Origin of the sequence: Streptomyces sp. NPDC001507, assembly GCF_042894765.1 — a bacterium.
Taxonomy (GTDB): domain Bacteria; phylum Actinomycetota; class Actinomycetes; order Streptomycetales; family Streptomycetaceae; genus Streptomyces.
The window spans coordinates 133505-159240 of the sequence record NZ_JBIAVV010000004.1 but is presented as its reverse complement, the minus strand read 5'-3'; the positions used below and the strand labels follow the sequence as shown (position 1 = coordinate 159240).

19 protein-coding genes and 1 tRNA gene are annotated in these 25736 nt (G+C 71.3%); 8 read left to right on the top strand and 12 right to left on the bottom strand.

The genetic code is table 11. From position 1 onward, the window contains the following. Positions 1–190: 190 nt before the first annotated feature. Complete coding sequence (gene ppc / locus ACFY0K_RS14520) at positions 191–2941, top strand: phosphoenolpyruvate carboxylase (RefSeq protein ID WP_390640106.1); 2751 nt, start codon at positions 191–193, stop codon at positions 2939–2941. A 72-nt stretch (positions 2942–3013) separates the two neighbouring features. Here ppc and ACFY0K_RS14515 read toward each other — a convergent pair whose 3' ends face one another. The 7 genes from ACFY0K_RS14515 to ACFY0K_RS14485 all read right to left on the bottom strand — a co-directional run bounded on the left by ACFY0K_RS14515 (position 3014) and on the right by ACFY0K_RS14485 (position 8697). Then, on the bottom strand, positions 3014–3514 hold the full coding sequence (locus ACFY0K_RS14515; protein ID WP_351957300.1) for a hypothetical protein: 501 nt from the start codon (positions 3512–3514) through the stop codon (positions 3014–3016). A gap of 53 nt (positions 3515–3567) precedes the next feature. Next, positions 3568–4185 carry an aminoacyl-tRNA hydrolase gene (gene pth / locus ACFY0K_RS14510; RefSeq protein WP_352366917.1) on the bottom strand — a complete coding sequence of 206 codons (618 nt, stop codon included), beginning with the start codon at positions 4183–4185 and terminating at the stop codon, positions 3568–3570. Positions 4186–4259: 74 nt separating this feature from the next. Continuing rightward, a complete protein-coding gene (locus ACFY0K_RS14505; RefSeq protein ID WP_390640105.1) occupies positions 4260–4856 on the bottom strand; it encodes a 50S ribosomal protein L25/general stress protein Ctc in 597 nt (198 codons plus the stop codon). A 203-nt stretch (positions 4857–5059) separates the two neighbouring features. Continuing rightward, positions 5060–6040, bottom strand: a complete 981-nt coding sequence (locus tag ACFY0K_RS14500) for a ribose-phosphate diphosphokinase (RefSeq protein WP_294004061.1) — start codon at positions 6038–6040, stop codon at positions 5060–5062. Between the two features lie 141 nt (positions 6041–6181). Continuing rightward, on the bottom strand, positions 6182–7630 hold the full coding sequence (gene glmU / locus ACFY0K_RS14495) for a bifunctional UDP-N-acetylglucosamine diphosphorylase/glucosamine-1-phosphate N-acetyltransferase GlmU (RefSeq protein WP_390640104.1): 1449 nt from the start codon (positions 7628–7630) through the stop codon (positions 6182–6184). 114 nt (positions 7631–7744) lie between these two features. Then, positions 7745–7819, bottom strand: a tRNA-Gln gene (locus ACFY0K_RS14490). Positions 7820–7833: 14 nt separating this feature from the next. Then, entirely contained in the window at positions 7834–8697 is an 864-nt protein-coding gene (locus ACFY0K_RS14485) for a hypothetical protein (RefSeq protein WP_390640103.1), read from the bottom strand. A 166-nt stretch (positions 8698–8863) separates the two neighbouring features. Here ACFY0K_RS14485 and ACFY0K_RS14480 point away from each other — a divergent pair, with 166 nt between their 5' ends. Next, positions 8864–10198, top strand: coding sequence for a sensor histidine kinase (locus ACFY0K_RS14480; RefSeq protein ID WP_390640102.1), 1335 nt, complete (start codon positions 8864–8866; stop codon positions 10196–10198). A gap of 14 nt (positions 10199–10212) precedes the next feature. Here the strand turns inward: ACFY0K_RS14480 and ACFY0K_RS14475 are convergent, their stop codons facing one another. Continuing rightward, complete coding sequence (locus ACFY0K_RS14475) at positions 10213–10710, bottom strand: SUKH-3 domain-containing protein (protein ID WP_390640101.1); 498 nt, start codon at positions 10708–10710, stop codon at positions 10213–10215. A gap of 88 nt (positions 10711–10798) precedes the next feature. Beyond that, positions 10799–11338, bottom strand: coding sequence for a YwqJ-related putative deaminase (locus ACFY0K_RS14470; RefSeq protein WP_390640100.1), 540 nt, complete (start codon positions 11336–11338; stop codon positions 10799–10801). 299 nt (positions 11339–11637) lie between these two features. Between ACFY0K_RS14470 and ACFY0K_RS14465 the strand changes: the two genes are divergently transcribed. From ACFY0K_RS14465 to ACFY0K_RS14455, 3 genes are all read left to right on the top strand, one after another. Next, positions 11638–12663, top strand: a complete 1026-nt coding sequence (locus ACFY0K_RS14465; RefSeq protein ID WP_390640099.1) for an SMI1/KNR4 family protein — start codon at positions 11638–11640, stop codon at positions 12661–12663. A gap of 8 nt (positions 12664–12671) precedes the next feature. Continuing rightward, positions 12672–15302 carry an SUKH-4 family immunity protein gene (locus tag ACFY0K_RS14460; protein ID WP_390640098.1) on the top strand — a complete coding sequence of 877 codons (2631 nt, stop codon included), beginning with the start codon at positions 12672–12674 and terminating at the stop codon, positions 15300–15302. A gap of 314 nt (positions 15303–15616) precedes the next feature. Beyond that, positions 15617–16504, top strand: a complete 888-nt coding sequence (locus ACFY0K_RS14455; RefSeq protein WP_390640097.1) for a cellulose-binding protein — start codon at positions 15617–15619, stop codon at positions 16502–16504. Between the two features lie 16 nt (positions 16505–16520). On the opposite strand, the gene ACFY0K_RS14450 is transcribed toward ACFY0K_RS14455, so the two are convergent. Further along, on the bottom strand, positions 16521–18131 hold the full coding sequence (locus tag ACFY0K_RS14450; RefSeq protein WP_390640096.1) for a cation acetate symporter: 1611 nt from the start codon (positions 18129–18131) through the stop codon (positions 16521–16523). After that, positions 18128–18583, bottom strand: a complete 456-nt coding sequence (locus ACFY0K_RS14445) for a DUF485 domain-containing protein (protein WP_390640095.1) — start codon at positions 18581–18583, stop codon at positions 18128–18130. Before ACFY0K_RS14445 ends, ACFY0K_RS14450 begins: the two co-directional genes overlap by 4 nt. 300 nt (positions 18584–18883) lie before the next feature. Between ACFY0K_RS14445 and ACFY0K_RS14440 the strand changes: the two genes are divergently transcribed. After that, positions 18884–20029, top strand: a complete 1146-nt coding sequence (locus ACFY0K_RS14440; protein WP_390640094.1) for a hypothetical protein — start codon at positions 18884–18886, stop codon at positions 20027–20029. Between the two features lie 58 nt (positions 20030–20087). Here ACFY0K_RS14440 and ACFY0K_RS14435 read toward each other — a convergent pair whose 3' ends face one another. Beyond that, positions 20088–21614 carry an MFS transporter gene (locus ACFY0K_RS14435; RefSeq protein WP_390640093.1) on the bottom strand — a complete coding sequence of 509 codons (1527 nt, stop codon included), beginning with the start codon at positions 21612–21614 and terminating at the stop codon, positions 20088–20090. Between the two features lie 469 nt (positions 21615–22083). Here ACFY0K_RS14435 and ACFY0K_RS14430 point away from each other — a divergent pair, with 469 nt between their 5' ends. Together ACFY0K_RS14430 and ACFY0K_RS14425 are read left to right on the top strand one after the other, a co-directional pair. Beyond that, positions 22084–22872, top strand: a complete 789-nt coding sequence (locus tag ACFY0K_RS14430) for an ABC transporter ATP-binding protein (protein WP_351957312.1) — start codon at positions 22084–22086, stop codon at positions 22870–22872. Continuing rightward, positions 22869–25448: an ABC transporter permease gene (locus ACFY0K_RS14425; protein WP_390640092.1), complete on the top strand. Its 2580-nt coding sequence runs from the start codon at positions 22869–22871 to the stop codon at positions 25446–25448. Before ACFY0K_RS14430 ends, ACFY0K_RS14425 begins: the two co-directional genes overlap by 4 nt. The last annotated feature ends 288 nt before the right edge of the window (positions 25449–25736 follow it).

Genomic DNA, 25736 nt, shown 5'->3' with positions numbered 1-25736 from the left:
GCGTCTCACGGCAAGAGCCCCAGCACCTGCGCGTCCTCATGGACACCTATCCTTGGAATCGGTCGGACAGCGCGGTCCGCTCTGTTTCCTTCCCTGATGTCCGGCCGCTATGCGGACAGGCGCAACCTGCCGCCCGGCCGACGGAAGGGTTCCCTCCAGACGAGCTTCAACACTGCAAGGAGCCGCACCTGTGAGCAGTGCCGACGACCAGACCACCACGACCGGCAGTGAGCTGCGCGCCGACATCCGCCGGCTGGGCGACCTCCTCGGCGAGACCCTCGTCCGCCAGGAGGGCCCCGAGCTGCTGGAGCTCGTCGAGAAGGTCCGCCGCCTCACCCGCGAGGACGGCGAGGCAGCCGCCGAACTGCTGCGCGGCACCGAACTGGAGACCGCCGCCAAGCTGGTACGCGCCTTCTCCACCTACTTCCACCTCGCCAACGTCACCGAGCAGGTGCACCGCGGCCGCGAGCTGCGCGCCCGCCGCGCCGCCGAGGGCGGCCTCCTCGCCCGCACCGCCGACCGGCTCAAGGACGCCGACCCCGAGCACCTGCGCGAGACCGTGCAGAACCTCAACGTCCGCCCGGTGTTCACGGCCCACCCCACCGAGGCCGCACGCCGTTCGGTCCTCAACAAGCTCCGGCGCATCGCCGCACTCCTGGACACCCCGGTCATCGAGTCCGACCGCCGCCGCACCGACATCCGCCTCGCCGAGAACATCGACCTCGTCTGGCAGACCGACGAGCTCCGCGTCGTCCGCCCCGAGCCCGCCGACGAGGCCCGCAACGCCATCTACTACCTGGACGAACTGCACGCCGACGCGGTCGGCGACGTCCTGGAGGACCTCACCGCCGAACTGGAGCGCGTCGGCGTCAGGCTCCCCGACGACACCCGCCCCCTCACCTTCGGCACCTGGATCGGCGGCGACCGCGACGGCAACCCCAACGTCACCCCCCAGGTCACCTGGGACGTCCTCATCCTCCAGCACGAGCACGGCATCAACGACGCCCTGGAGATGATCGACGAACTGCGCGGCCTCCTCTCCAACTCCATCCGCTACACGGGCGCCACCGAGGAACTGCTGGAGTCCCTCCGGGCCGACCTGGAACTGCTCCCCGGGATCAGCCCCCGCTACAAGCGCCTCAACGCCGAGGAGCCCTACCGCCTCAAGGCCACCTGCATCCGGCAGAAGCTCACCAACACCAAGCAGCGCCTGGCCACCGGCACCCCGCACGAACCCGGCCGCGACTACCTCGGCACCGCCGAACTCCTCGCCGACCTGCGCCTCATCCAGACCTCCCTGCGCGAACACCGCGGCGGCCTGTTCGCCGACGGCCGCCTGGCCCGGACCATCCGCACCCTCGCCGCCTTCGGCCTCCAGCTCGCCACCATGGACGTCCGCGAACACGCCGACGCCCACCACCACGCCCTCGGCCAGCTCTTCGACCGCCTCGGCGAGGAGTCCTGGCGCTACGCCGACATGCCCCGCGAGTACCGCGCAAAGCTCCTCGCCAAGGAACTCCGCTCACGCCGGCCGCTCGCCCCGACCCCGGCCCCCGTCGACGCGGCCGGCGCCAAGACCCTCGGCGTCTTCGAGACCGTGAAGAAGGCCCTGGAGATCTTCGGCCCCGAGGTCGTCGAGTCGTACATCATCTCCATGTGCCAGGGCGCCGACGACGTCTTCGCCGCCGCCGTCCTCGCCCGCGAGGCCGGACTGATGGACCTGCACGCCGGCTGGGCGAAGATCGGCATCGTGCCGCTCCTGGAGACCACCGACGAGCTCAAGGCCGCCGACACCATCCTGGAGGACATGCTCTCCGACCCGTCCTACCGCCGCCTGGTGGCATTGCGCGGAGACGTCCAGGAGGTCATGCTCGGCTACTCCGACTCCTCCAAGTTCGGCGGCATCACCACCAGCCAGTGGGAGATCCACCGCGCCCAGCGCCGGCTGCGCGACGTCGCCCACCGCTACGGCGTACGCCTGCGGCTCTTCCACGGCCGCGGCGGCACCGTCGGCCGCGGCGGCGGCCCCTCCCACGACGCCATCCTCGCCCAGCCCTGGGGCACCCTGGAGGGCGAGATCAAGGTGACCGAACAGGGCGAGGTCATCTCCGACAAGTACCTCATCCCCTCCCTGGCCCGGGAGAACCTGGAACTGACCGTCGCGGCCACCCTCCAGGCCTCCGCCCTGCACACCGCCCCCCGCCAGTCCGTCGAGGCCCTGGCCCGCTGGGACGCCGCCATGGACATCGTCTCCGACGCCGCCCACGCGGCCTACCGCCGCCTGGTGGAGGACCCCGACCTGCCGACGTACTTCCTCGCGTCGACGCCGGTGGACCAGCTCGCCGACCTGCACCTGGGCTCCCGGCCCTCCCGCCGCCCCGGCTCCGGCGTCTCGCTCGACGGCCTGCGCGCCATCCCGTGGGTGTTCGGCTGGACCCAGTCCCGGCAGATCGTCCCCGGCTGGTTCGGCGTCGGCTCCGGCCTCAAGGCACTGCGCGAGGCCGGCCTGACGGCAACACTGGGAGGAGAGGGCGTCCTCGACGAGATGCACGAACAGTGGCACTTCTTCCGCAACTTCATCTCCAACGTCGAGATGACCCTCGCCAAGACCGACCTGCGGATCGCCCAGCACTACGTCGACACCCTCGTCCCCGACGAGCTCAAGCACGTCTTCGACACGATCCGCGAAGAGCACGCCCTGACCGTCGCCGAAGTCCTGAAGATCACCGGCGAGGCCGAGCTCCTCGACGCCACCCCGGTCCTCAAGCAGACCTTCACCATCCGCGACGCCTACCTGGACCCGATCTCCTACCTCCAGGTCACCCTGCTCAAGCGCCAGCGCGACGCGGCAGCCGCAGGCGAACCGGCCGACCCGCTCCTCGCCCGCGCCCTGCTCCTGACCGTCAACGGCGTGGCAGCGGGCCTGCGCAACACCGGCTGACGCCCGTCAGCCAGGCATGACGGTGCCCCCGGGGTCGGACACCCCGGGGGCACCGGCCGTTCTCCGCACGGCTCACTGCAACGCCGCGAACGCCGCCGTGAGCAGCGCGAACCCACAAACCCCCAGCACCCACGCCACCCGCCGCAGCCGCAGCCCCCCGGCCACCACCACCGACGCCAGCAGCAACGCACCGCCCAGCGGCACCCACGCGTACAGGACGCCGGCCGGCCCCGACCGGACCACATCCCCGGTACCGGGCTTCACGATCACGTCGTACGTCTGCCCCTTGCGCACCCCGACCGACTTGTCGAGCACGACACTCGCCCGCCTCGACGCGCCGGCCGAAGCGGGCGCGAACGGCCCCGTGCAGGTGTCGGCACCGCACACCGACACCGTCACCGTGCCCCGCTCCTTGCCCTTCGTCAGCATCACGTCCTGCGCGGTGCCCCACGACCCCCACACCCCGGCGACCAGGATCAGCACGGCGACCGCCCCCATCAACAGGACACGCAACGCGTCGACCGGGGCCGTACGGGAGGAGGCGGCGGAGGCAGCAGGCATGGCCGGGATCATTGGCCATGTCCCCACGGCCGGTCAACTGCCGTAAGGGACAGGCGGGGGACAAGTCAGGAGTTGTACGAGCTTTGCGCCCGCTCAAGACCCTCGGCGACCAGCGCCTCCACCGCGTCGGCGGCCCGGTCCACGAAGTAGTCCAGTTCCTTGCGCTCGGCCGAGGAGAAGTCCTTCAGCACGAAGTCCGCGACCTGCATACGACCCGGAGGCCGCCCGATCCCGAACCGCACCCGGTGATAGTCCGGGCCCATCGCCTTCGTCATCGACTTCAGCCCGTTGTGCCCGTTGTCGCCACCGCCCAGCTTGAGGCGGAGCACGCCGTAGTCGATGTCCAGCTCGTCATGGACCGCGACGATGTTGGCGACCGGCACCTTGTAGAAGTCGCGCAGCGCGTTCACCGGGCCACCGGAGAGATTCATGAACGACATCGGCTTCGCCAGCACCACCCGCCGGCTGCCCGGCCCCGGCGCCCCGAGCCGCCCCTCCACGACCTGCGCCTGAGCCTTCCCGGCCCGCTTGAACTTCCCGCCGATCCGGTCGGCGAGCAGGTCCGCGACCATGAACCCGACGTTGTGCCGGTTCATCGCGTACTCCGGCCCGGGATTACCGAGCCCGACGATCAGCCAGGGGGCGTTGGCGGGGGAGGCCCCGGTGGGGGTGGTCACGTCCATGTCTCCTTGATACGCGCCAGCCGCCGCTCCCGGGAGGAAGCAGCGGCTGACGAACGATGAAACGAAGGTGAGGATCAGGCCTCGGCGGCCTCTTCGCCCTCGGCGGCCGCGCCCTCCGGGGCCTCCTCCGCCTGCGCGGCCAGCACCTGGAGGACGACCGCGTCCTCCTCGACGGCCAGCGTGGTGCCCTTCGGGAGGGTGATGTCCTTGGCGAGGACGGAGGCGCCGGCCTCCAGGCCCTCGACGGAGACGGTGACGGCCTCGGGGATGTGCGTGGCCTCGGCCTCCACCGGCAGCGCGTTGAGCACGTGCTCCAGCAGGTAGCCGCCGGGGGCCAGCTCGCCCTCGGTGTGCACCGGGATCTCGACCGTGACCTTCTCGCCGCGCTTGACCAGCAGCAGGTCGACGTGCTCCAGGAAGCCCTTGATCGGGTCGCGCTGCACGGACTTCGGGATCGCCAGCTCGTTGGTCTTGCCGTCGATGTCCAGGGAGATCAGGACGTTCGGCGTACGCAGCGCGAGCAGCAGGTCGTGGCCCGGCAGGGTCAGGTGCAGCGGGTCCGAACCGTGGCCGTACAGGACACCGGGGACCTTGCTGTCACGGCGGATACGGCGCGCGGCACCCTTGCCGAACTCGGTGCGCGTCTGGGCGGTGATCTTCACCTCGGACATGGTGATCACTCCTCGTAGAGGTAGGAACGGACGTGGTCACCCGGCCACGAACGGCCTGCTACGAAGAGCGCGTCGATAACGGAGGCGTGGCCTCCCTCGCCGAGCAACTGGAGCAGTCTACTCGGCGCGAGAGGCCACGGAGAAATCGATCATTGTCCGCCGGACGCGGACGATCATGCAGAAGCGTTTTTACAGCTCACAGCTCACTGCTCGTCGAACAGGCTCGTCACCGAACCGTCCTCGAACACCTCACGCACCGCACTCGCGATCGTCGGCGCGATCGACAGCACCGTGATCTTGTCCAGATCCCGGCTCAGCTCACCCGGCGTCGGCAGCGTGTTCGTCAGCACGAACTCGCTCACCCGCGAGTTCTTCAGCCGGTCCGCCGCCGGACCCGACAGCACACCGTGCGTCGCCGTCACGATGACGTCCTCCGCACCGTGCGCGAACAGCGCGTCCGCCGCCGCACAGATCGTGCCACCCGTGTCGATCATGTCGTCGACCAGAACGCACACCCGGCCCTTGACCTCACCCACGACCTCGTGGACGGTCACCTGGTTCGCCACGTCCTTGTCACGCCGCTTGTGCACGATGGCGAGAGGCGCACCGAGACGGTCGCACCAGCGGTCCGCCACCCGCACCCGGCCGGCGTCCGGAGACACGATCGTCAGCTTGTCCTTGTCCACCTTCGTGCCCACGTAGTCCGCGAGCAGCGGAAGCGCGAACAGGTGGTCCACCGGACCGTCGAAGAAACCCTGGATCTGGTCCGTGTGCAGATCCACCGTCAGGATCCGGTCCGCACCCGCCGTCTTCATCAGATCCGCGATCAGCCGCGCCGAGATCGGTTCACGACCCCGGTGCTTCTTGTCCTGCCGCGCGTAACCGTAGAACGGCACAATCACCGTGACGGACCGCGCCGACGCCCGCTTCAACGCGTCGATCATGATCAACTGCTCCATGATCCACTGGTTGATCGGAGCCGTGTGGCTCTGGATCACGAAGCAGTCGGCACCACGCGCCGACTCCTGGTAACGCACGTAGATCTCGCCGTTCGCGAAGTCGAAGGCCTTCGTCGGGACGACCCCGACACCCAGCTGGTGGGCGACCTCCTCGGCAAGCTCGGGGTGGGCGCGGCCGGAGAAGAACATCATCTTCTTCTCGCCGGTCGTCTTGATCCCGGTCACAGCACTGTCTCCTCAGAGGTGTCTCAGCCGTACAGCTGGATCTTCCGCGCCCCGAGTGCCTGGCGCGGAAGGGCGAAACAGCTGGTTAGGTGCGGGTGTGCACTTATCACGGTACGACGTCTTCGGCGCACCTGTTTCCGGTCAGTCCTCGCTCGCGCCCCGCCGGGAAGCCGCCTCGGCAGCCTTCGCCGCCGCACTCCCCGGACGCTTCCGGGCCACCCAACCCTCGATATTCCGCTGCTGACCGCGGGCCACGGCCAGCGAACCGGGCGGCACATCCTTCGTGATCACGGACCCGGCAGCGGTGTAAGCACCGTCCCCGACCGTGACAGGCGCCACAAACATGTTGTCCGAACCCGTCTTGCAGTGCGACCCGACAGTGGTGTGGTGCTTGCTCTCACCGTCGTAGTTCACGAACACACTCGCCGCACCGATGTTCGAGTACTCGCCGATCGTCGCATCCCCCACATACGACAGATGCGGAACCTTCGTCCCCTCCCCGATCGACGCGTTCTTCGTCTCCACGTACGTACCGATCTTGCCCTTCGCCCCCAACCGGGTCCCCGGCCGCAGATAGGCATACGGTCCCACGCTCGCGTCCGCACCGACATGAGCGGAATCGGACACCGTGTTGCTCACCCGCGCCCCCGCATCCACCCGAGTGTCCTTCAGCCGGCTGTTCGGCCCGACCTCCGCACCCTGCCCGACATGCGTCGACCCGAGCAGCTGCGTCCCCGGGTGGACGACGGCGTCCTGCTCGAAGGTCACGGTCACGTCGACCCATGTCGTGGCCGGGTCGACGACCGTCACGCCGTCCAGCATCGCCCGCTCCAACAACCGGTCGTTCAAGATCCGCCGCGCCTGAGCCAACTGCACCCGGTTGTTGATCCCGGCGATCTCCCGATGGTCCACCGCCACCGACGCCCCCACCCGGTGCCCCGCCTCCCGCAGGATCCCCAGCACGTCCGTCAGGTACTCCTCACCCTGGCTGTTGTCCGTCCGCACCTTCCCCAGCGCGTCCGCCAGCAACTGCCCGTCGAACGCGAACACCCCGGAATTGATCTCCCGGATCGCCCGCTGCTCCTCCGAGGCGTCCTTGTGCTCCACGATCGCCGTCACGGCCCCCGAGGCCGCGTCCCGCACGATCCGGCCGTAACCGGTCGCGTCCGGCACCTCCGCCGTCAGCACCGTCACCGCGTTGCCGTCACCGTGATGCGCCCCGGCGAGCCGCCGCAGCGTCTCCCCGGTCAGCAGCGGAGTGTCCCCGCACACCACCACCACGGTCCCGTCGACCGACCCGCCCAGCTCCTCCAACGCCATCCGCACGGCGTGCCCGGTGCCGTTCTGCTGCTCCTGCACGGCGGTACGGACGCCGGCGTCGACCTCGCCGAGATGCGCGGCGACCTGCTCACGCGCGTGCCCGACGACGACGACCAGGTGCTCGGGGTCCAACTCACGGGACGCGGCGAGCACATGACCCACCAGGGAACGGCCGCAGATGTCGTGCAGGACCTTCGGTGTGGCCGACTTCATACGGGTGCCCTCACCCGCTGCGAGAACGACGACGGCTGCCGGGCGAATGGCGCTCACGGGGTTGCCCTTCGGCTTCTTGGATGGTGGGGGTGACATCCGCAGGATACCGGGGCGTTTCAGGGGCGACATGAGAGCGGGCCCTGACGGAGCTGTCAGGACCCGAACCGAGCATGGCTCCCCCGCCAGGACTCGAACCTGAAATACATTATCCAAAGTAATGTGTGTTGCCGATTACACTACGGGGGATCACCGAGGGCAGCCTACGCGGTTCGCAGCTTGGCCTCCACCACCATGCCAGACCACCACCCCTCGATGCGACGGTACAAGTCGGCTCCGGCGCGAACATCGATGCGAAGGCAACCGTAGTAGTTCTCGTCGATGTTCTTCCGGTTCGTGCTCGGGTTGTGCTTCTTGATGGTGGTCTTGAGGAACGCGCCCCTTTCGACGCCCACGTGGTTCTCCCAGAACTCCTCGGCGGCCGTGATGTCAGCGGTTTCGTGGATCTGCACGGCGAACTTGAGCCGCTCGGGCTCCACATCGAGCAGGCGGAGCCACGCCAGGTACAGGCTGATCATGTCGGGGTCGCTGTTGACGAAGGTGACCCGCTCCTGGCGCCGGTACGGCTTGCTCTTCGAACCCTCAGCCCAGTAGAGCCCCACACCGACCAGGAACAGCTCGCGATCGGTCATCTGTCCAATCTCTCGTGCTGCCAAGAGTTTGGTCCGCTGCCGTTCCTCGTCCCTCAACCGCAGTGTGGCTTCCCAGCCGCGCTTGGCGATGGCCGACGCCTCTTCCCGGGTCCGCTTCTTGCGCTCCGGCGCGGGCAGATCCCGTACCCACAGCGAGATCGAACTCTTCGAGCACCCCAGCTCCACCTGGATCTGGTCGTACGTCCAGCCCTGGAGCCGTAGCTCCCGTGCCCTCTCCCGCAGGTCGTCCTTGGCGTTCGGGCGGTTCGTCCAGTCCGGGGGCGGTTCGCCCTCCAGGAGGCGGTTGAGGATGTCGTTGTTGTCGACGTGGAGGCGGTCGCGGATCTGGCGGCGGCTGAGTCCGGCCCGTCGCAGCGCCACCGCCTGCTCCCGCAGGCCCTCGAAGTCCTGGTACTTGCTGTGTGGATGTGCCATGGGCATACCGTCCGGGCGGAATGGTCGGTTCCGGGGTCGAACGTGGGTGGTTCAGTAGTTCGAGGGATTCCAGTGGGTTTCGGTGTTGTTCGGTTACGGAGTGTGGTGTAGGCGAGTAGACGAAACTCACCGGAAAAGCCCACCCTCGCGCCCGTAGGCTGGAGGCATGACCACGACGGGGGCAGACCACGCGACGGCCTTGACCGGGCCGTGGTGGTGGGTGCGGTGGCGTAGTGCGGTGCTGGACGTGGGGCTCGCGCTGGTGTCGGCGCTGGAGTGCGCCGCGGAGGGGATTCCGTTCGCGCGGGACGCGGGGATCCCGGTGTCGGTGGGGATCGTGTTCGGTTTGCTGGCCGGTTCCGTGCTGGTGCTGCGCCGGAAGTGGCCGATAGCCGTGGTGCTGGTCGCGATCGCGATCACGCCGGCCCAGATGGGTTTCCTGATGGGGATCGTCGGCCTGTACACGCTGGCGGCGGCGGAGCTGCCGCGGCGGATCATCGTGGCGCTGGCGGGGATGACGTTCCTGGGGACGTTGATCGTGACGTTCGTGCGGGTGCGGCAGAGCATGGCGCGGGGGGATCTGACGCTGGGGGACTGGTTCGTTCCGTTCGCGTCGCTGGCGACGTCGTTGGGGTTGACGGCGCCTCCGGTGCTGTGGGGGTTGTACGTGGGGGCGCGGCGGCGGCTGATGGAGAGTCTGCGGGAGCGGGCGGACAGTCTGGAGCGGGAGCTTCAGCTGCTGGCGGAGCGGGCGGAGGAGCGTGCGGAGTGGGCGCGGGGTGAGGAGCGGACGCGGATCGCGCGGGAGATGCATGACGTGGTGGCGCACCGGGTGTCGTTGATGGTGGTGCATGCGGCGGCGTTGCAGGCGGTGGCGCGGAAGGATCCGGAGAAGGCGGTGAAGAACGCGGCGCTGGTGGGGGACATGGGGCGGCAGGCGTTGACGGAGTTGCGGGAGATGCTGGGGGTGTTGCGTTCGGGGGAGGCGGCTCAGCGGCGTACGGCTACGGCTACGACTGCGGCGTCGGCGTCGGTTGCGGTGCCGTTGGCTGTGGTGGGGGTGGCGGCTGCGGCGGCGGCTTCGCGGGTGGTGGCCGAGGAGGAGGGGCCGTGGCTGTCGGAGCTTGAGGTGCTGGTGGGGCAGTCGGCGGCGGCGGGGATGGTGGTGGATCTGTCCGTCGAGGGGGATGTGCGGTCGTATGCGGCGGTGATCGAGCAGACGGCGTTCCGGGTGGTGCAGGAGGCGCTGACGAACGTGCACAAGCATGCGGCGGGTGCGAAGACGCATGTGCGGTTGGCGCATCGGGTGGCGGAGATCGCGATGCAGGTGGAGAACGAGCCGCCGCCGGAGCCGGCGTCCGCGGCGGCCGCGGGGCTGCCGTCGGGTGGGAACGGTCTGGTGGGGATGCGTGAGCGGGTGCTGGGGCTGGGCGGGGTGTTCGTGTCGGGGCCGACGGATGCCGGGGGTTTCCGGGTGTCGGCGGTGATTCCGTCGGCCTGACGGCCGGAGAGCCGTTAGGGCTGGGTGGTGAGGCGTTGGGGTTCGACGCCTGCGATGAGGGTGGTGAGGGCGTGGTCGATGTCGGGGCCGACGTACCAGTCGCCGGTGTGGTCGAGGGTGTAGATGCGGCCTTCGGCGTCGATGGCGAGGAGGGATTGGGTGTCGGTCTCGGCGCCGAGGGGGCAGATCTCGGTGTCGAGGGCGCGGCCGAGGTCGCCGAGGGTGCGGGCGAGGTGGAGGCCGTGGAGGGGGTCGAGGTGGAGGGTGGCGGGGGCGATCTGGCGGCCGGTGCCGGTGGGGTTGATGTGGAGGCCGCCGAATTCGGCCCAGGCTTCTACGGCGGCGGGGAAGACGGCGTGCCGGTGTCCGGCGGGTGAGGTGTGGTCGCGCAGGGTGTCGGCCCATACTTCGGCTTGTTTTATGTCCCAGCGTCCGGGTTGCCAGCCGGCGGTGCGCAGGGCTGCGTCGACGGGCACGGAGAAGCGTGTGGAGGTGGTGCGGTCGGCGTGCATCTGCCCTTCGATCGTCCTGGTTGCTGTGCGGGTGCGGGTGCGGGTGCGGGTGTGTGGCGCGTGGGTGTGTGGCGCGTGCGTGTGTGTGTCAGGCGTCGTCGGTGGTGGGGTCGACGATGCGGACGCCGAAGTGGGCGGTGAGGGCGGCGCAGGCCCGGCAGGGGGCGGCGAAGCTGCCGTGCAGGGGGTCGCCGTCCTCGCGTATGCGGCGGGCGGTGAGTTTGGCCTGCTTGAGGGATTTGCGGGCTTCGCCGTTGGTCATGGGTTTGCGGGCGGCGCGTTTGCTGCGGGCGCTGTCGGCGGTGCTGAGGTGCCGGGAGATGAGGATGGCCTCGGCGCAGCGGCCGGTGAAGCGGTCGCGTTGTCCGCTGGGGAGGGTGTCGAGGAACTCCTGGACCAGCGGGTGCAGCGGGGGCGGCTGGTCGCCGCGGGCGGCGGTGCCGGTGAGGGTGGCGCCGCGGACGGAGAGCGCGGCGGCGACGGTGGGCAGGATGCCGTCGCGGCGGTGCTGGAGAGTGGGGGCGGGAGGTATTTCGTTGCTGCTCCAGCCGATGCGGGGGTCGCCGTGGGTGGCGCCGTGGGTGGCGCCGGACATGGCGGTGTGTGGTCCCGTCTGTGTGGTGTTCATGATCGTCTTCCCCTCCCGGGCATCCCCCCGAAAGTCACAGACTGCCAAATCCCGTGGCGGGTGCGGTAGCTGGGGCGGCGCGACACGCCCGGGTCCGGGCAGGCTGTCACGTTGGGGTGACGGCTGGTCACGGAACCGGAGGGCCGGTGACCGGGGTTCGTGTACCGCATAGGCTGTCGGCAACCGGGACGGGCGCGGTCGACGCGTCCGGGACGTGGGAGAGACAGCCGGATACGGGCCGTGCCGCGCCGCAGGGGTGTGATGCCGGTTCGTACAGAGTGCCGCAGGGGGCATCGGTCATGACGACAGGTCGGCTCGGGCTGGGGGCACCGCCCAGCGGCCAGGCTGGGGGACAGGCCGCGCCGCCGAACGCGGCCTATGCCGGGCAGGTCGTGCATTTCCCGGATCCGGTGCGGGCGGCACGTCACCCGAGAGGGGTACGGATCGACGAGCGTGGTTACCCCGATTTCTCGCCTTACGCGCGTGCGGCGGCGGAGATCGCCGATCCGCCGGAGGGTTTCGGTGTCGACGAGTTGCGGCTGACGGACTTCGTGTCCGCGAACGCGGTGCTGGCGGCTTCCGGTCATGAGCTGTGGGACACGGTGCCGGTGGTGGCGACTCCGCACGGCTGGACGTGGCACCACGTGGCGGGGTCGCGGCGGCTGGAGTTGGTCCCGGTCGAGGTGAAGGCGCTGTTGCGGCACCACGGTGGGGTGGCGACGGCGCGGGTGGACCACGACAAGCGGGGGACGCGGCCGTTGCAGGAGACGCGGCCGGCGCACTTCGGGCTGCCGAAGTCGGGTGTGGCGGTGTCGGAGTCGCAGGTGCAGGGGGTCGAGGAGGATCTCGGGTACCGGTTGCCGGGTGCGTACCGTTCGTTCCTGAAGGCGGCGGGGGGTTGTGCGCCGGTGGGTACGGCCCTGGACGCGGGTCTCGGGCTGCTGGTGGATCAGCCGTTCTTCACGGTCCGGGACGAGGCAGCGGTGAACGACCTCGTGTACGTGAACAAGTGTCTGCGCGACCATCTCACCAAGGACTACCTGGGCGTCGGTTTCGTGCAGGGTGGTCTGGTGGCGGTGAAGGTCAGGGGGGACCGGCTGGGTTCGGTGTGGTTCTGCGCTTACGACGACGCGCGTGACGTGGATCCGGGGTGGCCGCCGGCGGAGCGGGTGGAGCGTCTGCTGCTGCCGTGCGGTGAGGACTTCGACGTGTTCCTGTCGCGGCTGGCGGGGTCTCCGCCGGAGTTGGAGACGGTGGCGAACCTGATGGTCGACGGTGGTTTCGCGCGTGCCGTGCCGGTGTCCTCGGCCGGCTCGGGGGAGTGAGGTCCGGCATGGTGACGTTCGCGCAGGCGCAGGAGCGCGCCGAGGAGTGGGTCAACGGTGACGTCCCGGCGTACCAGCATCGTGAGGTGCGGGTGCGGGAGTTCGGGCTCGGGTTCGTGGTGTGGGGCGAGGACCGTGCGGAGGGTCCGCGGTCGGACGGGGGCGGGCAGCGGCTGGTGATCGCCCGTGACAGCGGTGAGGCCACGCTGTGGCCCGCGCTGCCGGTGGGCGAGGTGATCCGCCGGTACGAGGAGGAGTACGGCCGGGAGGCCGAGGTTGCCGACGCGGTGCCGGCGCCCGCGGCCCGGGTGGACCTGAACCAGACGTCGTTCCTGTTGAGTCCGCCGGAGTGGCTCCAGGAGGCGGCGGACAAGCTGGGGATTCCGGATCGGCGGCAGGAAGGTGACGGGGCGTCGGCCGGTGCGGGCGCCGGTGCTGCTCCGGTTCCCAACTCCGGTTCCGGTTCCGTTGGGTTCGCCGAGACGCAGGCCGGGGTGCCGGCGGCTGCCGGTGGGACTCCTTGGGCCGGTACCGACACCAACGCCGATGCCGGCGAGGACCGTTCCGTCCCGTTGCCCGCGACGGTGTTCGCACCGCCGCTGAGCGATGCCGACGACGGGGCGCTGGGAGAGGCCGAGACGGCGCTGATGGCGGGCGGCAGTCAACTGCCGCGCACGGCGGTGAGTCCGGCGCTCGACGAGGCGCGTGCGCAGGGTGGCACGCCCCCGTCGCCTCCGCGGGATGCCGCGTCGTACGGCTACCCGCAGGGGCCGGCGGCTCCCGGCACGCCCTCGCCGAGTGCGCCGTCGCGTCCGCAGGCGCCCGCGACGCCGCCCGCGTCCTCCTACGGCTATCCGCAGGCCCCGGCCGCTCCGGACTACGGCTATCCGCAGGCGCCGGCCGGTGCTCCGGGCGCGCCCCAGCCGCCGGCGGGTCCGGCGGGTCCCGGCCGGCCGCTCGCGCCGAACGCCAGTGACATAGCGGACGCCGCGACGAGCCGGGCCGCGCCTCCTTTGCGCAGGGCGCGCGGCGGGGCCGGTGCGCCGCCTCCGCCGCCGGGAGCGCCGGGAGCGCCGGGCGTGACGGGCGTACCGGGAGCACCGGGTGCTCACCCGGGGGGCGGGCCTCAGCCGCCCGCGGTTGGCTATGCGCCGACGCAGATGGTGTCGGCGCCCGGTGCCAAGGGGCCCGAGGGTCCGGCACCGGGGCCGGGCGCGCAGACCCCGCCGGGCGCCTCCAACTCGCCCGGTGCGCCGGGTGCTCCGGGCGGCCCACCGCCGGGCGACGTTCATCGTGCGGCCACGATGCTGGCCGACCCGAGCGGGATGGGTGGCGGCGCGCAGCGTCCTCCGGGCGCCCCTGGCGCACCCTTCGCCCCCGGTGCGTCGCAGCCTCCGGGCGCCCCGGCCACGTCTCCCAGGCCCCCTGTGCCTCCTGCGCAGGGCTCTGCCGGTGGTGCGGGCGGCGCGGGGGTGCACCACGCGGAGACGGTGCTGGCCGCGCCTCCGGTGGGTGCTCCGCCCGCCCCCGGCAGGCCGCCGGGCGCCCCGCAGATGCCGCCGCCGATGCCGGCCGGTGCGATGCCGCCGGCCGGTGCGATGCCGCCGCCCGGTCAGCCCGTGCCGGGGCAGCAGCCGCCGGCCTACGGCTACCCGCAGCAGGGGCAGCCGACGGTCGGGCCGGGATATCAGGCGGTGCTGCGCTACCGGGCGCAGGACGGTTCGGAGCAGCAGCTGATCCGGCGTTCGGCGCCGGGCACGCCGCACCCGGAGTGGCAGATCTTCCACGAGCTGCGGGCCATGAACGTGCCGCCGGACCAGGTGCTGGAGCTGCACACGGAGCTGGAGTCGTGCGAGCTGCCGGGTGCGTACTGTGCGCGGATGATCCGGGAGCAGTGGCCGCAGGCGCGGCTGGCGAGCATCGCGCCGTACGGCACGGATCACGCGAGCCGGCAGCAGGGGATGCGGCAATTGCTGGCGCATCAGGGCGAGTTGCACCAGGTGGCGGCGGGTCCCGCGCGGCCCGCGCCGGTGCGGGCGCCGCTGCCGCAGGTGCAGGCGGCGCAGCCGATCCCGCCGGAGGCGGTCGCGCAGGAGCTGGCCGCTGCGTTCGGTCCCGGGGTGTTCCGGTTCGAGCAGGCGGCGGTGTCGCGCCAGGGTGTGCCGCCGATCGTGGCGCACACGCTGGTGGCAGCGGGGCTGCCGCTGGACATGGGGCCGTTCTTCTGGGCGCAGGCGCAGCCGGGCCGGCCGGTGCCGACGCTGGCGGAGCTGGCGCAGGAGCGCGGGTTGCAGCCGGCGCCGGACGCGGCGTCGTACCTCGTGATGGGGACCGACTTCGGCAAGGCGGTCTGTGTGCAGTACGGCACCGCGAACATCGTGGCCGTGCCCGTGGAGGCGGGGCCTGGCGGGGCGTCGGTGCCGCCGCAGTTCGTGAACACGGGGCTGCCGGAGTTCGCCCGCTGCCTGGCGCTGCTGGGCCGGATGTGGCGGCTCAGGTTCGGCCTGAACCAGGAGCAGGCGGGCCGCTGGACCGTCGACTTCCAGGCCCAGCTGGCCTCCCTGGACCCGGCGGCGCTCGGCTCGCCGGAGAGCTGGTGGTCGGTGCTGCTGGAGCAGATGTGGGACGGGCTGCTGTAGCGCGGGGGTAGGACGGCCTTACGGGGGCCGGTCGGGTCGGGAGACCTGGCCGGCCCCTTCGCGTGCGTGCGCGTCGCGTCCGGCGGGTCCGCCGGTTTCGCGTGGATCAGCTGTGCGTGCGAGGGTGCCGGCCGCTGCCGAGGGGCGCGCGGTTGGGCTTGCGCGCCCCCAGGCGCGCTTCCCTCTTCCCGGTACGGCGTGCGGTGTTTCCGGCGCGGCATGCGGAGTGTCGCGTTATGAACACTTACGTCCGATCCATCAAGATGTCCGCGAAATCATCATTTTCGTGCGGGTCCGGCGGAGAGGGGTTCCAGGTGAGCAGCGCATCGATGTCGCCGTACGAGTTCGTGACCGTCCGGGGGCGTGGCTACAGCCCCGACCAGGTCGACGCGTTCATGGTGGAGCTGGGTGAGGACCGGGACGCGGCGTGGGAGCGTGCCGCGCGGCTCACCGTGCTCGCCAAGGAGATGGAGGTGGAGGCCGAGCGGATGCGCGCCGTGGTCGAGGAGCTTCCGCCGCAGACGTACGAGGCGCTCGGGGACCGCGCGCACCGGATCTTCCGGCTCGTGCTGGAGGAGGCGAAGACCCTGCGCGAGGGCGCCCGCCGGGAGCTGACGGAGGGGGTCGTGGAGGCCGCGGCGCGCGCCGACGGCGAGTGCGACGCGGTACGGGAGCGGGCCGACGCGCTCCGTGCGGACACCGAGGAACGCGCCCGCCAGGTGCTCCTCGCGGCGAGCGCCGAGGCGGACGACATCCGCATCAACGCCCGTCTGGAGGTCAAGGAGCAGCGGGGCGAGGCGCTTTCGGCCCTGCGCGAGATGCGGCAGCGCACCACCGCGATGCTCGCCGAGCTGGCCAAGGAGCACGCGGAGCGCTGGGCCGAGGAGGAGCGCGAGGAGGCCGCGCGCGCCGCCGCGGTCGACGCGCACAACGCCGAACGCATCGCGCGCGCCGAGGCCGCCCTGGCGGAGGCGGAACGGGCCCTGGAGGAGGCCGGGGAGTCGGCGCGCCGTTCCGAGGAGGAGGCCGAGGAGCGTGCCCGCGAGGTTCTCGCGGAGGCCAAGGCCCGCGAGGAGCAGATCGCGCGGGAGACCGAGCGGGTGCTGCGCGAGCACGGCGAGACCTGGGACGACGTGCAGGCGCACATGGACCACATGCGGGACAGCCTCATGACCCTGACGGGGCGCGCGGCGGCGGAATAGCGCCTCCCCCGCGCCCTCAGTCGGTCCTCCGTACCGCCCCCGCCAGGATCCACCCCTCCACCGCCTCGTACTGCCGGCGCTGTTCCGCGGCCCTGCGCCGGCCGGAGGCCACCGTCCCCAGCCAGCCCAGGAAGAACCCGGCCGGGACGGAGACCAGGCCGGTGGTGGTGAAGGGGAACCAGTTGAGGTCGGCGTGCGGGAAGGCGGCGCCCGGCGAGCCCGAGACCAGGTTGGTGCCGGGCATCAGGAGCAGCACGGTGAGGGTGCCGCCGAGCAGGGTGCACAGCAGGCCGGCGCGGGTGTAGCGGCGCCAGAAGAGGCCGTAGACCAGGGCGGGTGCGAGGGCGGAGGCGCCGACGCAGAAGGAGAGGGTGATCAGGGGCTGCAGGCTGTGGTGCTGCACGAGGGTCGCCAGCAGGATCGTGGGGACTCCTATGGCGAGCGCGGAGACGCGGGCCAGGGTCATCTCGCGGCGGGCCGGCATCTCCTGGACGCGGGTCGCGAAGACGTCGTGGGCGAGGGAGTTGGCGCAGGCGAGGATCATGCCGGCGACGGAGGCGAGCAGGGTCAGGAAGATCGCCGTGGTGACGGTGGTGAAGAGCAGGGTCTCCGCCGTCGAGACGTCGGTGCCGAAGGCCGCGCGGGAGCCCAGCAGGTAGGCGGTGTTGCCCTGCGGGTCGGCGGCGGTGACGGCGGCGCGGCCGACCAGGGCGGTGGCGCCGAAGCCGACGACGCTGACGACCAGCACGAACAGGGCCACGCAGGACACCGCCCAGGACATCGACCGGCGGACCTGGCGGGCGCTGGAGGCGGTGTACATGCGCATGGTGATGTGCGGCAGGCAGGCGCCGCCGAGGACGACGGTCAGCTCCGAGCTGATCATGTCGAGGCGGGGGGCGGGGCCGCCGGTGAACTGGAGGCCGGAGCGCAGGTAGAAGGTTCCGGCGCCGCTGCCCCGGGCCGCCGCGGCGAGCAGGGCGCCCGGGTCCCAGGCGAAGCGGTGCAGGACCAGCAGGGCGACCACGGTGCCGGAACCGAGCAGCATCACGATCTTCAGGATCTGGATGAGGGCGGTGCCCTTCATGCCGCCGATGGCCGCGTAGCTGATCATCAGGGCGCCGAGGCCGATGACGCAGCCGGTCTGCACGGCCTCGTTGGAGAAACCGAGGACGAAGGCCATCAGCTGTCCGGCGCCGGCGAGCTGGACCAGCATCAGCGGCAGCAGGGCGGCGATGGTCACCGCGCAGGCCGCGATCCGTACGCTGCGGCCGGGCATCCGGCGGGCCAGTGCGTCGCCCATGGTGAACCGGCCCGCGTTGCGCAGCGGTTCGGCCAGCAGGAACATCAGCAGCAGCAGTGACAGGGCCGTGCTGAGGGCGAGGACGACGCCGTCGTAGCCGCACAGGGCGATCACACCGCCGGTGGCGAGGACGCCGGCTCCGGAGATGTAGTCGCCGGCGATCGCCAGGCCGTTGCGGAGCGGGGAGAGGGAGCCGTAGCCGGTGTAGAACTCGTCGAGGTCGTCGCGGTCCGGGCCGGTCATCACGCACAGCAGGAGGGTGAGTGTCGCGACGACGGTGAAGGCGACCAGCGACATGGACTGGGCGGAGCCGCTGAAGCCGGTCACCGTACGGCCCCGCGCCTGGTGTCCAGTTCGGCGGTGCGGCGGATGCGGTCGGCGAGCGGGTCGACGTGGCGGCGCGCGGAGTGCTCGTAGAGGGCGATCGCCAGCCAGGTGACGGGAAGCTGGAGGAGGGCGAGGAGCAGGCCCGCGGGTACGCCGTCGGCGACCGTGCTCGTCATCAGGTCAGGGGCGAACGCCGACAGCACCAGGAACAGGGTGAAGTAGCCGAGTGCGGTGAGGGTCGCGGTGCGCCGCCGCAGGCGGTAGGCGCCGCGCAGCACCCGCAGGTCGCTGTGGTGGCCGACCGGCTCCCGGTGCGGCACGTGGCGGGGTCTCGGCGGCTCGGGCGGCAGCGGCTGCCAGGGGTAGGTGAGGTGTGCCGGTCCGTGCGCGGACGGGCCGGAAGGGGCGGCGGAGCCGGCTGGGCCGGCTGGGTCGGAAAGGTCGTGGGCCATCCCGGTGCTCCTTGCGTGGCTCGGGTCCGTGGCGGCGGACCGCAGGGAGAGGAGGGAGCGGGGGACGCACGTTACTCGCAGGTATGCGGGGTGTGCGGCTTTTTCCTCCAACTGGCCGGTCGGTATGCGCTTACTGTGCGGCGGCGCGCCTGACCTCGGGTGTTACCCGCGTTAACTCCGATTTCCCGGGCTCTCCGTCGGTCTCCGCAACCGTTCGGCGGCGGCGGGAGTCTGATGAGCGGGCACGTGCCGTGCCCCGCCGTTCGCCCGTCCGTCACCGAGGCTTCATGCGAGGACCCCATGTTCCAGACGTCTCCCGGACCTCGCGCCCTTCGGTGGACCGCCGGCACGGTCGGTGTCCTCGCCCTGCTCGCGCTGGGCGCCACGCCCGCCACGCCCGCCGCGGCCGACGACCCGTCACCCGGGGTGGTCCTGGGCAAGATCGCACCGGTCGACGGGGTCGAGCCGGGCAGTACCTTCCAGGTGCCGGTCGGCTTCACCAACACGGGCACGGAGGCGCTCGGCAAGGTCTGGCTGTCGTACTCGCTCAGCCATGGACTGAGCCGCACGGAACTGGCCGAACTGCCCTCCAACTGCAAGTACCTGACGATCCCGTCGGTGGACGAGGCGCCGGACTCGACCGAAGCGATCTGCGAGTTCGACCAGACGGTGAAGACCGGTGTCGTCTACACGCCCGAGAAACAGCTGGCCATCCGCGTGCGCGACAGCGCGCTGTACGACCATGTCCGGGTGGGGGTCAACACCGACGGGTTCCCCTACCCCGGGGACAACTTCTCGCATCCGGTGCCCGGAACCGCACCCGCGGTCAAGCTGGTCGAGCAGCCCGACGCCACCCCCGCGCCCTCCGGCAGCGCGAAGCGCAGCTTCTCGGACGCGACCGATGCGACGGTGACCGCCGTGAACACGGCCGACTTCAAGGTTGCCGGGGCGCGGTTGAAGGGGGCCGTCGGGGACACCGTTCCCCTGACCGTGAGGTTGACGAACGCCGGGCCGGCCTGGGTGCAGCGGAACGGCGATACCCGGGGGGCGGAGATCGTGATCAAGATGCCCGCCGGTACGACGGTGGTCAAGAACGACTCCTGCCTCAAGAGGGGATCCGGTCGCTACGCCTGCGGCACCGGCCCCAACTGGGTCAAGGAAGGTGACGAGGAGAACTACACCTTCCAGCTGAAGATCGACAAGGCGGTGCCGGGGGCCCGGGGATCGGTCGAACTGACCGGCCCCTCCCGGCCGTTCGACACCGTCACGCAGAACGACAAGGCCGACATCCGGCTCGACGTCGCCGGTGGTGACGGGGCGTCCGGCGGCGACACGGCCAACACCGGTGCCGGTACGGCCCTCCCGCTCGTGGGCGCCGCGGCGGCGGTCGCCGCCCTCGGGGCGGGCGCGTTCCTGGTGGCGCGCCGCCGCGCGCACAGGCGATAGGCGACAGCGGGGGCGGGCTTTCGGGCGGCGGCGACCGCTCGTGGGAAGGCGGCCGTCCTCACCGCTCCGTCAGGACCGGAAACCGCCGGGGCGCCAGTACCAGGAGCACCACGAACGCCAGTGCGGCCGCGCACGCCGCCCCGAAGTACACCGCGTGGACCGCGTCCGCGATGGCGTGCCGGGTGGCCTCGGGGGCCGTTCCGTCGTCCAGTGCGCGCGTGACGGAGTCGAGGTCGCCCGCGCCGCCCAGCCGGGTGGCCAGCACCCCGTTGGCGACCGCGCCGAACACCGACGCCCCGATCGTCTGGCCGGTCTGCCGGCAGAACAGCACCGACGCGGTCGTCGTGCCCCGCTCCGCCCAGCCCACCGTCGACTGCACGCCCACGATCAGCGGCAGCTGGAACAGGCCCAGCGCGGCGCCGAGCAGGAGCATGAGCAGCGTCGGCTGCCAGGCCGACCCCGGGTAGGGCAGGAACGGGAACGCGAACAGGATCAGCGTGGCCGCGCCGATGCCGAGCAGCGCGGTGTCGCGGAAGCCGATCCGCCGGTACACGTGCTGGCTGAGGGCCGCCGAGACCGGCCAGGTCAGCGTCCACACCGACAGCACGAACCCGGCGGCCACCGGGGCGAGCCCGAGCACCGACTGCGCGTACGTGGGCAGGAACACCGTCGGCGCCACCATCAGCAGGCCCAGTGCGCCGAGCGCGAGGTTGACGGCCGCGATCGTGCGGCGCCGCCACACCCACCCCGGGATGATCGGCTCGGCGGCCCGGCGCTCGGTCCACACCACGAGCCCCGCCAGGGCGAGCCCGGTGGCGAACAGCGCGCACGACGGCGCGGACCACCACGCCCACGCCACCCCGCCCTGCACGAGCGCCGTCAGCAGCACCCCACCGCACGCGAAGACGGCCAGCGCGCCCGCCCAGTCCACCCGCGGGGGCGTACGCGGCGCGCGCTTCGGCTCGTGGAGGTGACGCACTATCAGCCAGAGTGCCGCCGCGCCGATCGGCAGGTTGATCAGGAAGATCCACCGCCAGTCCGCGTACGCGGCCAGCACCCCGCCGAGCCCCGGCCCGGCGACCGCGGACACCGCCCACACCGTGGACAGCTTCGACTGGATCTTCGGGCGCTCCTTGAGCGGGTAGAGGTCGGCCGCGAGGGTCTGCACGGTGCCCTGCAGCGCCCCGCCGCCGAGGCCCTGCACGATCCGGAACGCGATCAGCGCGGCCATGTTCCAGGCGGCCGCGCACAACAGCGACCCCAGCAGGAACACCGCGGCGCCCGCGACCAGCACCGGCTTGCGGCCGAAGGTGTCGGAGAGCTTGCCGTACACCGGCAGCGTCACGGTGACGGCCAGCAGGTAGCCGGAGAAGAGCCAGGAGAAGACCGAGAAGCCGCCGAGGTCGCCGACGATCTGGGGGACGGCGGTGGAGACGACGGTGGAGTCGAGCGCCGCCAGCGCCATGGCGAGCATCAGGGCGGCCACCACGGCCCCCCGCCGGTCCGTCCCGGCCTCGCGCGCCGCCGCGCGTATCGCGGGTTCCGCGTTCCCCTTCTTCGCCGTCTCCGCGTTCTCCCGCTCCACGCCGGATCCCCTCCCCGTGCCTCCGCCATGTATCTATGTCGCGCACAACAGCTTCCCACCCGTCCCGGCACGGCGGGAGTCCGCGTCCACCTGGTGAGAGGGCGCGACCGCTTGACCCTCACGCGGCGGAAGGGTGGACGCTTCCTGGGGCGGTGGGTGGAGACCGACCCCGAGAAGGACTCCACCCGGCGGTGGACGTCCCCTAGGGGCTTCTCCGTACTACGGCTCGGGGAGGGTTCGTACCGCCGGAGGACGAGACGGCACACCGCCCGTCCTTAACCTGGCTTTACGCCGCCGGGGGGGCGGTTGACCGAACCGGCGGGGGTGGGGTTTTCCCCCGGGCAAGACGGGGCTCCGCACCAGCGCGGAGCGACCCCGCCGGCCGCGAGACTCGTCGTCGTACCGAAACGCTGCACAGCAAGGGGCGGCACCGCGCTGCCCATTGGCTGACCGACTTAGGAGACATACCGTGACATCGGCTGTGACCATTCCCAGGCACGGGGGTACTGGAGGGCGTACGGCCGTTGCCGCGCGGGCGCGGCAGGTCGTCAAGGCGTACGGGGCCGGGGAGACCCGGGTCGTCGCCCTTGACCACGTCGACGTGGACATCATGCGCGGGCAGTTCACCGCGATCATGGGCCCCTCGGGGTCCGGGAAGTCCACCCTGATGCACTGCCTCGCCGGGCTCGACACCGTGACGAGCGGTCAGATCCACCTGGACGAGACCGAGATCACCGGCCTGAAGGACAAGAAGCTCACCAAGCTGCGCCGGGACCGGATCGGCTTCATCTTCCAGGCGTTCAACCTGCTGCCGACGCTGAACGCGCTGGAGAACATCACGCTGCCCATGGACATCGCCGGGCGCAAGCCCGACAAGGAGTGGCTGCGGCGCGTGGTCGACACCGTGGGGCTCGCGGACCGGCTCAAGCACCGCCCCACCCAGCTCTCGGGCGGCCAGCAGCAGCGCGTGGCCGTGGCGCGCGCCCTCGCCGCCCGCCCCGAGATCATCTTCGGGGACGAGCCGACCGGAAACCTCGACTCGCGCGCGGGCGCCGAGGTCCTCGGCTTCCTACGCAGCTCCGTCGACGACCTGGGCCAGACGATCGTGATGGTCACGCACGACCCGGTCGCCGCCTCCTACGCGGACCGCGTGCTCTACCTCGCCGACGGCCGGATCGTCGACGAGATGTTCAAGCCGACCGCGGAGACCGTCCTGGACCGCATGAAGGACTTCGACGCGCGGGGGCGTACGTCATGACCGTCCTGAAGACCTCGATGCGCAACTTCTTCGCGCACAAGGGGCGCATGGCCCTCTCCGCGGTCGCCGTGCTGCTGTCGGTGGCGTTCGTGTGCGGCACGCTGGTGTTCACCGACACCATGAACACGACGTTCGACAAGCTGTTCGCGGCCACCTCGTCCGACGTGACGGTCAGCGCCAAGGGCGCCTCCGACACCGGCGAGACCACCTCCGACAACGGCAGGCCGCCGGTCATGCCGGCCACGGCGGTCGGCAGGGTCCGCGCCGCGAACGGCGTCAAGGCGGCTGAGGGGACGGTCTTCTCGACGTCCGTGACCGTCGTCGACGCCAAGAAGGACAGCCTGTCCCCGTCCAGCGGCGCGCCGACCATCGTCGGCAGCTGGAACTCCAACGACGCCCGCACCATGAAGATCACCTCCGGTACGGCGCCGCAGAACTCCGGCCAGGTCATGGTGGACGCCGACACCGCCGACAAGCACCACCTCAGGCTGGGTGACGAGATCGGCGTGATCAGCGCGGTCGGCACGCACACCGCGAGGATCTCGGGTATCGCCGACTTCACCGTCACCAACCCCGGTGCCGCGATCTTCTACCTGGACACGAGGACCGCCCAGCAGACGCTCGTCGGGCGGACCGGCGTCTTCACCAACATCAACGTGACGGCCGCGCCGGGCGTGACGGACGCGCAGCTGAAGAAGAACGTCGCCGGCGAACTCGGCACCGCCTACAAGGTGCAGACCGCCAAGGAGACCGCCGACGCCAACCAGAAGGACGTCGAGGGCTTCCTGGGCGTCATGAAGTACGCGATGCTCGGCTTCGCCGGAATCGCCTTCCTGGTCGGCATCTTCCTGATCATCAACACCTTCTCCATGCTGGTCGCCCAGCGCACCCGCGAGATCGGCCTGATGCGCGCCATCGGCGCCGGCCGCCGCCAGGTCAACCGGTCCGTGCTCGTCGAGGCCCTGCTGCTCGGCGTGGTCGGCTCGGTCCTGGGCGTCGGCGCGGGCGTCGGCATCGCGGTCGGCCTGATGAAGCTCATGGGCTCCATGGGCATGCACCTGTCGACCAGTGACCTGACGGTCGCCTGGACCACCCCGGTGCTCGGCCTGGTCCTCGGCGTCGCCGTCACCGTCCTCGCCGCCTACCTGCCCGCACGCCGCGCCGGCAAGGTCTCCCCGATGGCCGCGCTGCGCGACGCGGGCGCCCCCGCCGACGCCAGGGCGGGCCGCATACGCGCCCTCACCGGCCTCGTGCTGACCGGCGCGGGCGGCTACGGCCTCTACCTCGCCTCGGCCGCAGACAAGGCCAAGGAGGGCTCGGCCTGGCTCGGCCTCGGCATCGTCCTCTCGCTCCTCGGGTTCGTCGTCATCGGCCCGCTGCTCGCCGGCGGTGTCGTACGGGTCCTCGGCGCCGTCCTGCTGCGGATGTTCGGCCCGGTCGGCCGCATGGCCGAGCGCAACGCGCTGCGCAACCCGCGCCGCACCGGCGCCACCGGTGCCGCCCTGATGATCGGACTGGCGCTGGTCGCCTGCCTCTCGGTGGTCGGCTCCTCCATGGTCGCCTCCGCCTCCGACCAGCTCGACAAGACCGTCGGCACGGACTTCATCATCCAGTCCGACAGCGGCCAGCGGATCACCCCGCAGGCCGTCAAGGCCGTCAAGGACGTCCCCGGACTCGCCCGCGTCACCGAGTACCGCACCACCACCGCCGACTACACCACGCCCGACGGCAAGACCCTCAAGGACACCGACATCACGGCGGCCGACCCCACCTACGCCACCGACCTGCGCACCAAGACCGTCGCCGGTGACCTCAAGGACGCCTACCTGCCCGACTCGATGTCCGTGCACGACAAGTTCGCCAAGGCGCACGGCATCCACCTCGGCTCGAAGATCACCGTCAGGTTCAAGGACGGCCGCACCGCCCACCTGACGGTCCGGGCGATCACCAGCAGCGACGGCCTCATCGACGCCGGCTCCAAGTACACGAACATCACCACGCTCGCCAAGTACGTGCCGGCCGCCAAGATGCCCCTCGACGACCTGGTCTTCGCCACCGCCAAGGACGGGCAGCAGGACGCCGCGTACAAGGCGCTCAAGTCCGCGCTGCACGACTACCCGCAGTACACCGTGCGCGACCAGACCGACTACAAGAAGGCGCTCAAGGACCAGATCGGCCAGCTGCTGAACCTGATCTACGGCCTGCTCGCCCTCGCGATCATCGTCGCGGTCCTCGGTGTCGTGAACACCCTGGCCCTGTCGGTGGTCGAGCGGACGAGGGAGATCGGCCTGATGCGGGCCATCGGCCTCTCCCGCCGCCAGCTGCGCCGCATGATCCGCATGGAGTCCGTGGTGATCGCCCTCTTCGGCGCCCTGCTGGGCCTCGGCCTGGGCATGGGCTGGGGCGCCACCGCCCAGAAGCTGCTCGCCCTGCAGGGCCTGAAGGTCCTGGAGATCCCCTGGCCGACGATCACCGGCGTCTTCGTCGGCTCGGCCTTCGTGGGCCTGTTCGCCGCCCTGATCCCGGCGTTCCGCGCGGGCCGCATGAACGTCCTGAACGCGATCGCGACCGACTGACCGCGACCGCCCGACAGACCACCGCACACGGGGGCTGCGGGGGAACGCCCGGCGCCGCGGAGTCCTGGGGACTCTTCGGCGCCGGGCGCTGTCGTGCTTCTGTCTTTCGAGTCCCGCCTTTCGACTTCACCGAGTCGGGTGGCGGGTGGGCATAGGCTTCGGGGGGTCCAAGGGGCGGAGCCCCCTGGTACGGCCACCGCGACGCACGGCGCCCCAGCGGGCCACGGAGGTTATCCACAGCCCCGGCACTCGCGCCCGCGTAGTCGTAGGCTGGAGACCCCCCGGTCG

Bases quoted from the DNA above. Each gene is read 5' to 3' on its own strand.
- ACFY0K_RS14445 (WP_390640095.1), bottom strand. From the start codon at position 18,583: ATGGCCCACGACCTTTCCGACCCAGCCGGCCCAGCCGGCTCCGCCGCC.
- pth (WP_352366917.1), bottom strand. From the start codon at position 4,185: ATGGACGTGACCACCCCCACCGGGGCCTCCCCCGCCAACGCCCCCTGG.
- ACFY0K_RS14465 (WP_390640099.1), top strand. From the start codon at position 11,638: ATGACGACAGGTCGGCTCGGGCTGGGGGCACCGCCCAGCGGCCAGGCT.
- ACFY0K_RS14470 (WP_390640100.1), bottom strand. From the start codon at position 11,338: ATGAACACCACACAGACGGGACCACACACCGCCATGTCCGGCGCCACC.
- ACFY0K_RS14475 (WP_390640101.1), bottom strand. From the start codon at position 10,710: ATGCACGCCGACCGCACCACCTCCACACGCTTCTCCGTGCCCGTCGAC.
- ACFY0K_RS14480 (WP_390640102.1), top strand. From the start codon at position 8,864: ATGACCACGACGGGGGCAGACCACGCGACGGCCTTGACCGGGCCGTGG.
- ACFY0K_RS14505 (WP_390640105.1), bottom strand. From the start codon at position 4,856: ATGTCCGAGGTGAAGATCACCGCCCAGACGCGCACCGAGTTCGGCAAG.
- ACFY0K_RS14485 (WP_390640103.1), bottom strand. From the start codon at position 8,697: ATGGCACATCCACACAGCAAGTACCAGGACTTCGAGGGCCTGCGGGAG.
- ACFY0K_RS14515 (WP_351957300.1), bottom strand. From the start codon at position 3,514: ATGATCCCGGCCATGCCTGCTGCCTCCGCCGCCTCCTCCCGTACGGCC.
- ACFY0K_RS14440 (WP_390640094.1), top strand. From the start codon at position 18,884: ATGTTCCAGACGTCTCCCGGACCTCGCGCCCTTCGGTGGACCGCCGGC.
- ACFY0K_RS14425 (WP_390640092.1), top strand. From the start codon at position 22,869: ATGACCGTCCTGAAGACCTCGATGCGCAACTTCTTCGCGCACAAGGGG.
- ACFY0K_RS14460 (WP_390640098.1), top strand. From the start codon at position 12,672: ATGGTGACGTTCGCGCAGGCGCAGGAGCGCGCCGAGGAGTGGGTCAAC.